General features: G+C 62.5%; 9 protein-coding genes and 2 pseudogenes. 1 reads left to right on the top strand and 10 read right to left on the bottom strand.

Annotated features, from left to right (window positions below):
• Positions 1 to 925, top strand: a 925-nt coding sequence (locus Y704_RS0101190) for an aminotransferase class V-fold PLP-dependent enzyme (RefSeq protein ID WP_026548774.1), incomplete at its 5' end; no start/stop codon positions are given.
• 31 nt (positions 926 to 956) lie between these two features.
• Here Y704_RS0101190 and metK read toward each other — a convergent pair.
• The 10 genes and pseudogenes from metK to Y704_RS24265 all read right to left on the bottom strand — a co-directional run.
• Positions 957 to 2,171, bottom strand: coding sequence for a methionine adenosyltransferase (gene metK / locus Y704_RS0101195; RefSeq protein ID WP_026548775.1), 1,215 nt, complete (start codon positions 2,169 to 2,171; stop codon positions 957 to 959).
• Between the two features lie 84 nt (positions 2,172 to 2,255).
• A complete protein-coding gene (egtD, locus tag Y704_RS0101200) occupies positions 2,256 to 3,242 on the bottom strand; it encodes an L-histidine N(alpha)-methyltransferase (RefSeq protein ID WP_026548776.1) in 987 nt (328 codons plus the stop codon).
• Positions 3,239 to 4,018 carry an ergothioneine biosynthesis protein EgtC gene (gene egtC / locus Y704_RS0101205; protein ID WP_026548777.1) on the bottom strand — a complete coding sequence of 260 codons (780 nt, stop codon included), beginning with the start codon at positions 4,016 to 4,018 and terminating at the stop codon, positions 3,239 to 3,241. The genes egtD and egtC overlap by 4 nt, the downstream gene beginning before the upstream one ends.
• A 3-nt stretch (positions 4,019 to 4,021) precedes the next feature.
• Positions 4,022 to 5,374: an ergothioneine biosynthesis protein EgtB gene (egtB, locus tag Y704_RS0101210; RefSeq protein ID WP_051476574.1), complete on the bottom strand. Its 1,353-nt coding sequence runs from the start codon at positions 5,372 to 5,374 to the stop codon at positions 4,022 to 4,024.
• The gene (egtA, locus tag Y704_RS18040; protein WP_343212792.1) at positions 5,371 to 6,663 is read right to left on the bottom strand and encodes an ergothioneine biosynthesis glutamate--cysteine ligase EgtA; all 1,293 of its coding nucleotides are present in this window, start codon (positions 6,661 to 6,663) and stop codon (positions 5,371 to 5,373) included. The genes egtB and egtA overlap by 4 nt, the downstream gene beginning before the upstream one ends.
• 329 nt (positions 6,664 to 6,992) lie before the next feature.
• On the bottom strand, positions 6,993 to 7,769 hold the full coding sequence (locus Y704_RS0101220) for an SDR family NAD(P)-dependent oxidoreductase (RefSeq protein ID WP_026548779.1): 777 nt from the start codon (positions 7,767 to 7,769) through the stop codon (positions 6,993 to 6,995).
• A gap of 47 nt (positions 7,770 to 7,816) precedes the next feature.
• Positions 7,817 to 9,676 carry a glycoside hydrolase family 15 protein gene (locus tag Y704_RS0101225; RefSeq protein ID WP_051476575.1) on the bottom strand — a complete coding sequence of 620 codons (1,860 nt, stop codon included), beginning with the start codon at positions 9,674 to 9,676 and terminating at the stop codon, positions 7,817 to 7,819.
• Positions 9,677 to 9,822: 146 nt separating this feature from the next.
• Positions 9,823 to 11,172, bottom strand: coding sequence for a dihydrolipoyl dehydrogenase family protein (locus Y704_RS0101230; RefSeq protein ID WP_026548781.1), 1,350 nt, complete (start codon positions 11,170 to 11,172; stop codon positions 9,823 to 9,825).
• A 206-nt stretch (positions 11,173 to 11,378) separates the two neighbouring features.
• Positions 11,379 to 11,600, bottom strand: a pseudogene (locus tag Y704_RS24980) (IS1380 family transposase); the annotation flags it as partial.
• A 167-nt stretch (positions 11,601 to 11,767) separates the two neighbouring features.
• Positions 11,768 to 11,954, bottom strand: a pseudogene (locus Y704_RS24265) (hypothetical protein); the annotation flags it as partial.

The following is an 11,954-nucleotide window of genomic DNA, read 5'->3' on the forward strand; positions in this document are numbered from 1 at the left end:
ATCCAGTGGGTGGGCTTTGGTGGTAGCGGCCTTGCCTTTCGCCACGTCGCGGGTTTTGCTGAGTCGCATGGAGTACGTGAACAACGTCCTTGTCCTGCGGCATTTGGCGTGGCGGCATGGCCTTCAGTTGGTGGTCCTTGATAATGACAGCCATGGGCAGGTAGACGTGGAGCACCTGCAGCGAGAGCTAGACCGGGGCGACATCGCATTGGTGGCGCTGACACATGTGCCTATGGGTGAGGGTATGGTCAACCCGGCCGCAGAGGTGGGTAAACGCTGTCGGGCTGCAGGAGTGGCCTTCGTTCTTGACGCCTGTCAGTCAGTCGGTCAGATGCCTTTGGACGTTGACGCACTGGGTTGTGACGTTTTGGTGGGTACCGGAAGGAAGTTTCTGCGCGGGCCGCGCGGCACCGCACTCGTTCATGTACGCGAGACCCTGCTCGAACGACTTGAGCCAGCGTTGCGGGACCGGCAACCCACAATGCGCAGTCCCGGCGGGCGCGAACCCAAAGCGCAGGCACGCCTGCTGGAAAGCTGGGAGACCAGCATTGCAGGCAGGCTCGGTCTCGGCCGAGCCGTGGATTACGCCCTCGAATTGGGGCTGGAGCCCATTCGCGATCGGGTCCGAACCCTGGCTGACACAATGCGGTCTCGGCTTGCTTCGGTCCCCTCTGTGCACCTTCATGACCGCGGATTGATCAAGTGCGGCATCGTGACGTTTTCAGTTCAGGGCAGGACAGCTGAACAAGTCAAGGCCTGCCTCGCCGGGCACCGGATAAACGTTTCCATCGCGGCACTGCCCCCGTCCACAGCCGATGCTGTCCTATGGCCCGGTATCGGAAAACAGACCATCGTCGTGCGGGCCTCAGTGCACTACTACAACACCGACTCCGAAATAGACCGCCTGATCCACGCCCTTCACTGAAGGAAGCCCTTCTGACCCGTTAATTTTGTACTTAGGCGTTGAAGTAGCTTCGCAGTTTGTCCACGTGGTCTGTCAGCTCCCAGGTAAATCCTTCGGTTTCGCGGCCGAAGTGTCCGTGGGTTGCAGTGTTTTGATAGATGGGGCGTAAGAGGTCGAGTGCATTGATGATTCCGAGCGGCCGCAGGTCGAAGATCTCGCGCACTGCTGTTCCGATAGCGGTCGGATCCACGATTTCGGTGCCGAAGGTTTCGACGTAGATCCCGACGGGCTGCGCCATTCCGATGGCGTAGGCGATCTGGATCTCCACGCGGCGGGCCAAACCGGCAGCTACAACGTTTTTGGCCACCCACCGCATGGCGTAGGCGGCCGAGCGGTCTACTTTTGAGGGGTCCTTGCCGCTGAATGCGCCTCCGCCGTGTCTGGCCATCCCACCGTAGGTGTCGACAATGATCTTACGTCCGGTTAATCCCGCGTCCCCTACCGGCCCTCCGATCACAAATTCTCCGCCCGGGTTCAGAATGTGCCGGACCGTGGAAGTATCAAGATCGGTGGTTTTCAGGACGGGATTGATCACGTGCGTTATGAGGTCCGCCCGAAGTTCCTCAAGTGATACGCCTGCCGCGTGCTGGGATGATATAACGATCGAGTCGACCGACACCGGACGATCCCCGTCGTAACCAACGGTGACTTGGGTTTTGCCGTCAGGGCGCAGGTAGGGGAGCGTATCGTCTTTGCGCACGGAGGTGAGCCGTTCGGAAAGACGATGTGACAGCCATACGGGTGTAGGCATCAGGACTGGAGTTTCGTCGCTGGCGTACCCGAACATGATGCCCTGGTCGCCTGCCCCTTGCGTGTCGTAGGGGTCCAACCCTGTGCCCTCACGGCTTTCAATGGAGGTGAAGACCCCCGAGGCGATTTCCGGGGACTGCTGCCCGATCGACACGGAAACCCCGCAGCGTGCTCCGTCGAACCCGTTGGCTGAGGAGTCGTACCCAATCTCAAGGATGGTCCGCCGTACGATCTCCGGAATTTCAACATAAGCCTCGGTGGTCACTTCACCTGCAACGTGAACCAACCCGGTGGTAACCAGCGTTTCGACAGCCACGCGCGAGTTGGGATCCTGCGCCAGCAGACCATCAAGAATGGCATCGCTGATCTGGTCACACATTTTATCCGGGTGGCCCTCGGTTACTGATTCCGAGGTGAAAAGCCGCAGGACGGAAGTATTTGGAATGCCTGAATTCATGTGCTCACTTCACTTGATTGGACGGACAGTTACACGCGAACGTGGCTTCTCCAAAATTGAACAGCCGTTCCGCTGATCAGTGGCTTACCGGGGTTCGGCCAGTGTCATCGCATAGCGTTGTTCGGCATCCGTCCACTGCCCGACGATGGTCAGTCCGGCGGCCTCGAGCTCAGCGGAAATTTTCGCCGGCCGGAATTTCGCGGACACCTCGGTGCGCAGCTCCTCCCCCCGGTCGAAGCTGATGTCGAGTCCGGCGCCCGGCAGCTGCACCTGCATGGCGCGCGTGGCCCGGAGCCTCATCTCGATCCACTCCTCATCCTTGTTCCACACCGCCATGTGCTCGAACGCCTCGACGTCGAAATTCGCCCCCAACTCCGCATTGAGGACGCGCAGCACGTTCCGGTTGAAGTCGGCAGTCACGCCCGTCGGGTCGTCGTAGGCGGGAATCAGGATCTCCGGCGGCTGCACCAGGCCCGTGCCCAGGAGCAATGATCCGCCCTCCTCACCCAGAAGTTCGCGTACCTGGGTCAGGAACCGCGCACGGGCCTCCGGCTCGAGGTTTCCGATGGTGCCGCCTAGGAACGCCACCATCCGGTGTCCGTCCCGTGGAAGGAGCTGCAGCTGCGATTCGAAATCGGCGGCCACTGCCTGCAGGACCAGATCGGGATAGTTCCGGGACAGTCCGCTGTTGGCCTCCGTGAGCGCGCTGTCGCTGACGTCAACGGCAACATAGCTCCGCAGGTCCCCGGCTGCCTTCAGCGCGTCAAGCAGCAGGGGGGTTTTCCTCGAGGATCCGGAGCCCAGTTCAATGAGCGTCTCGGTAGGACTTGCCGCCGCCATCTCTCCTGCGTGATCCTCCAGGATCCGCCGTTCCGTGCGGGTGGGAAAGTACTCGGGAAGCTGCGTGATCTGCTCGAACAGTTCGCTTCCCCGCTGGTCATAGAACCACTTGGGCGGGAGGGTCTTCGCCGGTTTGCTCAGCCCCGCCCGCACGTCCTCGCGCAGGGTGCGCTCAAGGTAATGCGGTGGCAGGTGATGGACTATTTCAAGAGCAGTTTTTGAAGGGTTCATGTGAGCGCGGGCTCCATCTCTGCGGGGGTTATCGGGCTTATGTCGACGCCGTGCGAAGTGGCTACCAGCAGGGACTGGTCCGGAACCTCATGCCACTGGGCGCCGTCATCGGAGGGCTCGCTGGCAACGACGGTTCCCCTGTTGTCCGAGCGCCAGAAAAGGGTATCACCGGCCGCTGTGGCAGCGATCGTGGTTCCGTCGGTCAGGAGGAAGTTGTACCTCCCTGTGCCGTGCGCGGCGGCATCGGCCGCTACCCGCGCCAGGGCGTCCGCAGCTGAATTCCCGGCCGCGGGGTCCAGCGCGTCGAGCCGCTGAAGGACCAGTGCCCATAGCAGTGCCGAATCCACCCGGGCCTCGAGGGCGAGGAGCCGTGCCGGCGGCAGCGTGGCAGCCAGTGCCTCCGCGGACCGGGGCCAGTCGTCGATGCGCCCGTTGTGGCTGAACAGCCACTTCCCGGCGGTGTAGGGGGCTGCGGCTGCCTCGTCCGGCGTCGTTCCGGGTGTGGCCGAACGGACGGCGGCCAGCACCGCTGTGCTGGTGGTGACCCGCGCCAGGTCGGCGAAGGACTGGTCAGTCCACATGGGGACGGCGCGCCGGTAGCGGGCCGGCAGGGGATCCGCCTCGGCATACCAGCCGACACCGAACCCGTCCGCGTTCATGGTGCCGTTGCGTTGGCGCCTCGGCGCCCAGGATTGGCGGAGCAGACCGTGCTCGGGGGCGACCAGCAGCGTGGCCAGCGGTGTCGGCGGTCCAAGGAAAGCCAGGTGACGGCACATCGGCTACTCCCCTCCGGCTGGAGAGGCATTCCGTGCTGTCCGGAAGCCGGTGAAAATCTGGCGCCGGATCGGGTAGTCCCAGTTCCGGAATGTGCCCCGGCTCGCTGCTCCGTCAGCAGCCCAGGACCCGCCGCGCAGTACCTTGTAGCCTCCACCGAAGAAGGCTTCGCTGTACTCGCGGTAGGGGAACATGCGGAATCCCGGGTAGGGGCCGAAGTCGCTGGAGGTCCATTCCCACACATCGCCGATCAGTTGGCGGACGCCCAGCGCGGACGCCCCCTCGGGGTAGGAGCCGACGGGGGAAGGCCGCAGCGCTGCTCCCCCCAGATTCGCGTGGCTGGACGTCGGGTCCTCGTCACCCCACGGATAGCGCCGGGAGCGGCCGCTGAAAGGGTCGTGCCGGGCGGCTTTCTCCCACTCTGCCTCGGTGGGCAGGCGCCGTCCGGCCCACCGGGCGTAGGCCTCGGCTTCGAAGAATGAGACATGCTGGACGGGTTCGTCGAGGGGAATCGGCTCCAGGACACCGAAACGGGTGCGCCACCACTGGCTACCGTCCTGCTTCCAGTACTTCGGTGCCGTCAGCCCGTCATCGTTGCGGTGGCTCCATCCCTCAGCGGTCCACCAGTCCGGGTTCGAATATCCGCCGTCGTTGATGAAATCAAGAAAGGCGCCGTTCTTCACGGGAACCGTGTCGATCCAGTAGCCGGGAACGTCCACCTCGTGGGCAGGCCGTTCGTTATCCAGCGCCCAGGGCTCCACCGAGGTGCCCATCGTGAAGGAGCCGGCCGGCACATGGACTTCCGGCGGAAGTCCGCTGACACCGTGGGCCAGCACACCGGGCTCCGGTTTCACCGGGTGCAGCACGGGTTCGCCTACCCGGAGCTGATGCGTCGCGAGCATGGTCTCGGCATGCTGCTGTTCGTGCTGGATCATCATGCCGAAGGCGAACCCGCCGTCCAGCAGCGGCGAACCCTCGAGGGGAACCCGGTCCAGGATGTCCAACGTTTTCGACCGGACCTCGGCAAGATAGCCACGGGAGTCCCGAGGGGTCAGTAACGGCAGTGAGGGGCGGCTGCTGCGCGAATGCTCGAAGGCGTCGTAAAGCCTGTCGATCTCCGGGCGAAGAGGCTCCATCCTGCCGACGTCGCGGACCAGCCAGAGTTCCTCCTGGCTGCCGACATGCGCCAGATCCCAGACCAGTGGAGACATTAGCGGTGAATGCTGTTTGAGCAACTCCTCCTCGTCGCACGCGGTGAGGGAGTGCGTACGCCCCCGCGCACGCTCCAAACCCTCCGCAATGAAAGCGCGCAGTGTGCCAGGGACAGCGCCGGTAGCTGCCGGGACCGAATTTGTCATCGGATTGTTTCCTTTCGCTGTAGGGGCCCGGAGAACCGTCCGGTGCGGCGCCAATCGTCGATCCGCTGGTCTGCGGGAGAGCGGCCCCGCGCGGTGTAGTCCTCAACGAAGGATTCGACCCGGAATCTTGTGTCGGCGTCCGCCTTGAGCCGTTCCAGTGAATCCAGCGCTGCCTCAGCACAAGCAAGCCCGGCCTGCGCGAGGACGGGATCTGCCAGCCCATCCCGGGCCGCGACGGTCATCGGATCGGGCAGCGCGGTTACCGGCGTACAGGCTTCCGCGGCGATGTCAGCTGCCCGTTCGTCCTCCACCAGTGCAGTAGTTATTGCTGCGGCGGCTTCCCAGGTGGATCCGGCTTGAGCGTCGATCACCCGGATCTCGAGGAAGCCCCTGGGGCGGATGAAGGGAAAGAGCGTGCTGAGATGGTAGTCGAGGTCCTCCCGCGTGACGGGGCGGGGGCCGTGCCCGCGCAGCCAGCCCCGCATGGTCAAGCCGCGCGGAGCTTCCCACGAACCCCGCGGCGCGGGTATGCACAGGACTGACGCATCGAGGGCGTAGCGGGCCCACGCGACCGGTGGATCATCGGAATCGGGAACCGGCGATGTGCGGGAAGGATCGGTGTTCAACCACACTGCCTGCCGGGTGCTTTGCCAGCCGCTGGGTGCCCCCTGCTGGAAGGGTGAGTTGGCAAAAAGCGCGACGAGCACCGGTGCAAGACGGTGGAGGCGTTGCCAGCGCTGCACGGCGCTGCCGGTACCGCTTCCGGGGAGACCGGCGTCCAGGCACACCTGCAGGGATGCGGTGGAACACATCATGGTGCGGCCGGCCGGACCCGTCCGATCGAAATGGGCTTCCATGGCCGCATAGCGCGGATGATCCAGCGTTCGCACCGGCGGACGGACTGGATCCAGTGCAACACCGCTGAAAGAGAGTCCCGCATCCTCGAAAGTACCGTCAATAACGCTCAGATCAGCTCTTACAGCATCAATGACCGAGGGAAGGTCCGCCCCGCAGGCCGAACTCAACTCGAGCTGCCCTCCCGGTTCATAGGTGATCACACCACCACCGGGAAGCTTGCGTCCCGCTCCGGCAGTTGCGGCTCGGACTTCCGCTACCGGCACGGGCCGCCGCAGGTCGGATGGATCGTGCACAATCCGTTCGATTTCCACGCCCACTGCACCTGGCGGGCCGGTCTTGAAACAAACGGAAGCGACATAAATTTCCGCCTCGGTCTCAGACAGCGCTCTGGAATCCCGCTCCAACCCCGACACCATCAATAATCCTTTCATCGTGACGCGATCACTTCAATAGCTGAACAGTCCTTCAACCTGCAACGAAGCCCGTGTAGTTCCTGTTCCTATCCGTCGGCAACAACACGTTCTTTCCAGCGCGGTTCGTGATTCTCTTGCGGGCGGCTGTACCGATTGTTTTCCGGCGCCTCTCCTGCCCAGCCCGGCCAAAGAGCGCCCGACTTCGTGATTCACTTGAGAGTCCGCGCCGGACTGAGGTTTTCACTCCGCCCGGCGCGGGCCCTCCGACAGGCGGGATGGGCATGCCGGGGCAAAACCTGTCGGGTCACCAGAATCCCGGCCTGTGCTGCTTGTTGTGCAGTGCGGGATCAGGCGCCTTGACCAGACATTTGCATCAGCCCGCCATCCATCACGTACGTTGCCCCGGTCACGTAATCTCCGTCGGCCGAAGCCAGGAATACAGCCAGACGACCGATCTCCCCGGGCTCAGCGGCTCGCTTCAGCGGAATGCTCTCAACTTGCTCCTTGCGGTATTCGGGGTCATCGATCGCTTTCTGGTTGAACGGGGTCAGAACCATGCCGGGGGCGATGTTGTTGACCGTCATCCCCATCTCGGAAACCTCCAGCACGAGGGTGCGGGTGAGGTTACGCAGGGCACCTTTGGAACAGTCATAATCTGCCGCGCCCGCCCGTGCCTGCTCCTGATGGACCGAGGTTATGTTAATGATTTTTCCGCCGCCGCCCTGCTGCTTGCGATGGTTGATGAAGTGTTTGCAGCAGATAACCTGCCCGATGAGGTTGCTGCGCATCGTACGTTCGAAGTTGGCGATCTCCAGATCCGCGACATAGGTGCCGGACGCGTCGACGCTGGCGTTATTTATGAGGATGTCGATCCGACCGAATGTTTCGAATGCGGCTTGGAACATTTCCTGCACCTTGGCCTCGTCGCCGTGATCTCCTTGAACCACGATCGCTTTACGACCGTGGGCTTCGACCTGCTCCCGGGTGGTGTTGGCGCCTTTTTCGTCCTCGAGGTAGTGCACGACGATGTCGGCGCCTTCACGGGCGAATTCGACGGCTGTGGCCTGACCTATCCCTGAGTCGGATCCGGTGATGAATGCGACCTTGTTCTCCAGTTTTCCCATAACTTCTTTCCATCTCCTTTAGTTAGTGCTGATTGGTGGTTTGGGGGTTAGCGTTGGCGGTCCTGCTGGTTTTCGGGGTGTTCGGCCTGCGCGATAGCCGAGGCGGCAGTGATGAGGCCGATGTGTGAGAGTCCCTGGGGGAAATTACCGATCAGGGTCCCCTCATGAATGTGAACCTCTTCGGAGAGAAGCCCAAGATCGTTGGCGTACCCGGTGACGGTCTCGAAGATTTTTTTCGCCTGCCCGATTTGGCCTGCCATGGCCCGTCCAGCGGCCAGCCAGTAGGAACAGATAATGAACGCGCCCTCATCTCCTGCATCCGTCCACCGTTGGACCAGAGCCCCGGTGGAAAGATCCCGTTCGATGGTGTCCATCGTGGCCAGGACACGGTTGTCGGTGGCGGGCAGGAATCCCATCATCGGCATCAGGAGGACACCGGCGTCGAGGTGATCGGAATCGAAGGCACCGGTGAACGCATTGACGTCGCTGTTCCAACCCCGCTCCAGAATTGCCGCCCGAATTTTATCGCGCTCGGATTCCCACCCCGCCACCCTGTCAGCGGCATCGAGGCGGTCAGCAAGTTTCACCGCCCGGTCCAGTGCGACCCAGCACATCAGCTTCGATGTCAGGTAATTCCGATCACCTTCGCGTCCTTCCCATATTCCTGAGTCTTTTTCGTGCCAGGTCCCCGCGGCCCGGTCAGCGACCGCCACCAGAAACCCCGCTGTCTGGGCTGATAGTTCCCCGAGCTGATCACGCAGTATCCATGCGCATTCGAAGACCTCCCCGAGGACATCGAGCTGCGTCTGGCTCCAGGCCTCATTACCGACCCGTACCGGGCGGGACTGCGCGTACCCGGTGAGGTGGTCGAGGGAATGTTCGCTCAGGTCGTGTTCCCCGCCGACACCGAACATGATCTGCAGGTGGCCCTCCCGCGTCGGGCCGGCTGAAGAAGTGATCCAATCAAAAAACTGCTGTCCCTCATCGGCGCACGCAGCGATCCACAGCGCTTTAAGGGTCAGGCTGCCATCGCGCAGCCACCCGAACCGGTAATCCCAGTTAGCGCTTCCTCCAGGTTCCTCCGGCAACGAAGTCGTCGCCGCAGCGACCACTGCCCCGGTCGGGCGGTACGTCAGAGCCTGCAGCACCAGCACACTGCGCTGCACCTGCTCCCGGTAAGGCCCCTCATAGCTTTGATGGATCTCGCCCCAGGACCGCCACGCCGCGATCGTGTCACTCAGCCGGGCCGCACTGCCCGGCTCTCCACCAACATCGTCAACCGAACCATCAACCGAGCTGTCGACCGAACTACGGTGTTGCAGGGCGAACGCCGCGCTCTCACCGGCATTAAGGGTGAAAGTTCCGCCCGCACACCCGTTTTCGACGTCGAGAACGATGTCGCCGGTCAGGGACAACCGGTCAGCGCCTCCTGCTATCTCCCACCCTGCTGCAGTCCGTGTGAAGCCCGGTGTGATGAGCCCGTATTCCAGCCTTGGCGCCAACTCGACCCTCACCTGGACGTGCCCCCGGCTTACCTCCAGCCGCCGGACGAGCAGGTGCGGGGAGCTGTGCCCGATCTGGTGCCCCCGCTCCCCCATTCCCAAAGAAAGGCTATCGGTGAGCCGGAGATCCCCGCTTTCGCAGTGAAAGTCCGTTTCCACGACCATCGTGCCCGGTAGGTACCGCCGGTTGACCGTGAAATCCTCCGTCGGACGGATGAGCCAGTACCCGGCATCCACATCAAGCAGGCGGCCAAAGACGCTGGGCGCATCAAACCGCGCTGGGCACCACCAGTCCACCGATCCTTCCCGTGAGACCAGAGCAGCTCCCTGACAGTCACCAAGCAGACCATAATCCGAAATGACCGCCGCCGCCTGCTCCTCCCCACCGGAATTCCTCGTATTCATACACGTCCTTCCGATTTTTCCTGCCCGACTACACGTGTCTTGCTGCAGCGCCTCCCCGGCGCAACGATCCTCACCACGGCATTGCTTCCAAGCCTTGAACCCCACCATAGGCTTTACCCTTCGCGCCGTCCTTCCCGCCCAAGGATTTACGAACCGAACTTCTCAAGGGCCTCGAAATATGCTTCGTGGAAGGTGGGGAACTGTGCTATCTGATCGCGCAGTACCTCCAGTGGGATGCCGGTGCGGATGGCCAGCGACGCGTGGTGAATCCATTCACCGGCTTGTGGCCCCACCGCCCAGGCTCCGACAAGTACCTTCCGGTCAGCATCAGCCAGCAATCCCAGGTGGCCGCGGGGGTCCTGATCATAAGTCCAGGGCCGGGCGATCGCCTTGGCCAAATCAAGCTCCACTGCCTCGATACGGATTCCCTGTTCTTCTGCCTGGTCCCGGGTGAGACCGGCGGCGGCGATCTCCGGGTCGGAGAACACCACGCGCGGTATCCCGTCATAGGTTGCCGGGTGAGCTTGTCCAAGGATTGCATCGGCGGCGATTCTTCCCTGGTACTTGGCGACGTGGGTGAACGGCATGATGCCGGTGACATCACCGATCGCCCATACGTTGGCTTTTGCCCGCAGGTGCTCATCGACCAGGACCTGCCCCTTGTCGCCGAGTTCAACCCCTGCCTCCTCGAAACCCAATCCTTCGGTACGCGGTTTCCTTCCGGTGGCGAAGATGACGACGTCACCGGCGGCCTCGGTCCCGTCGTCGAGTTCAATGATGCTGTCATCGCCCTGACGGCGGGCTTCCTGGGCCGAGGCTCGCAGCCGGATGTCGACGCCGGCTTCCTTCAGATAGGTGCGTGCCAGTTCACCGACCTTGGCCTCCTCCCGGTCCATCAAACGCTCTCCACGGTGGATCAGGATAACCTGAACCCCGAACCGGGCCAAGAAGGTCGCCGTTTCAACACCCACAGCGCTGCCGCCGACAATTACCGCCCGCCCGGGCAGGGTCTTCGCCGTATAAGTTTCACGGTTGGTCCACGCCCTGACCTGACCGATGCCCTCCAACGGCGGGATGATGGCTTCTGAGCCCGTGGCGATAATGATGTGCTCAGCGGTCAGTTCCCGTGTTCCGGCCCGAACCCGGCCGGGCCCGGTGATGCGGGCTTCAGCCCTGATGACGGTGGCTCCCTGATCCTCGTACCCTTCGGCCTGTGCGGTGTCATCAAGGTTACGGATCATCGAATCACGGTAAGCACCGGTTTTCGCCCAGTCGAGTTCCGCGCCCGACACCCCAGCCGCCCGTTCCACCCCGATGCGGGCTTCGGCTGGCCGCAGGACCGTCTTGGACGGAATACACGCCCAATAGGCACACTCCCCGCCAATGAGCTCTCGTTCAATAACAGCAACCTTCTTGCCCGCCTTCAGCAGACGCCCAGCGGCAACCTCGCCACCCGGCCCCATGCCCAGCACAACAACGTCAAAATGCTCACTCACGAAATAACTCCTCTGCGTCGATTCTCTAAATGTTGGTGCGGGGCTTCGCTTTGGTCAGGCGGCGCAGCAGGACAGCTGGGACACATCTCGGGTAAAGGACTGCGCGGTGACCTTGATACCTTCGGCCATCGTCAAGTACGGACTCACCTCGACCTGCTCGGCTGCGGACAAAGCCCGCGGTTGTGGTTTCGACTCACGTGGCGGCCATCGATCGAATCCGCACCAACAACCATCCCGGCGACCAGAGATGCGACCTTCACCCCGGCGTTCGTGCCCTTGTCCGTGGGTACCGACAGCCACTGATCAGCCAGTTCGTGCAGCCCGGTATCACGGGCCAAGGTCATGACGGGCAGCAGCCCGGCGGAGGACACAAGGTTGCATTCATCGAAGGAAGCTGACACAGCGGATTGCTTGTGGAAAACTCGCATCTGCGAGATGCCCTCTCCTCATGGCGAAAATTGCTTTAGACAACCTCTATTTTCCCCGAAGAGACGGGTATTTCGTCTTTAGAACGCCGGGCGACCCAAGAATTGATCGGTGGATCTAGGCTAAGCCCGCAACATAACCACCATTCCGATCAGCCGCTTCGTGACATCTAATCGGGTTGCACGGTGTCAGCGTCGAAATGAATCATTTCCACCGAGGTGACGTGTGATTGAAGCAGGGTCAGCACATTGCGGCCCTGATCCGTCTCGGGAAAGACTTCCGTATGGTCGCTCAGCGATTCCCACCCCACACGGAGCAGGTAGATGTCCGGCTGATCGACGCTGGGATGCAGGTCT

This window comes from Arthrobacter sp. Br18 (assembly GCF_000520555.1).
Classification (GTDB): domain Bacteria; phylum Actinomycetota; class Actinomycetes; order Actinomycetales; family Micrococcaceae; genus Arthrobacter_D.

Coding starts and splice junctions, on each gene's coding strand:
- metK (WP_026548775.1), bottom strand. CDS start 2,171: ATGAATTCAGGCATTCCAAATACTTCCGTCCTGCGGCTTTTCACCTCG.
- egtD (WP_026548776.1), bottom strand. CDS start 3,242: ATGAACCCTTCAAAAACTGCTCTTGAAATAGTCCATCACCTGCCACCG.
- egtC (WP_026548777.1), bottom strand. CDS start 4,018: ATGTGCCGTCACCTGGCTTTCCTTGGACCGCCGACACCGCTGGCCACG.
- egtB (WP_051476574.1), bottom strand. CDS start 5,374: ATGACAAATTCGGTCCCGGCAGCTACCGGCGCTGTCCCTGGCACACTG.
- egtA (WP_343212792.1), bottom strand. CDS start 6,663: ATGAAAGGATTATTGATGGTGTCGGGGTTGGAGCGGGATTCCAGAGCG.
- Y704_RS0101220 (WP_026548779.1), bottom strand. CDS start 7,769: ATGGGAAAACTGGAGAACAAGGTCGCATTCATCACCGGATCCGACTCA.
- Y704_RS0101225 (WP_051476575.1), bottom strand. CDS start 9,676: ATGAATACGAGGAATTCCGGTGGGGAGGAGCAGGCGGCGGCGGTCATT.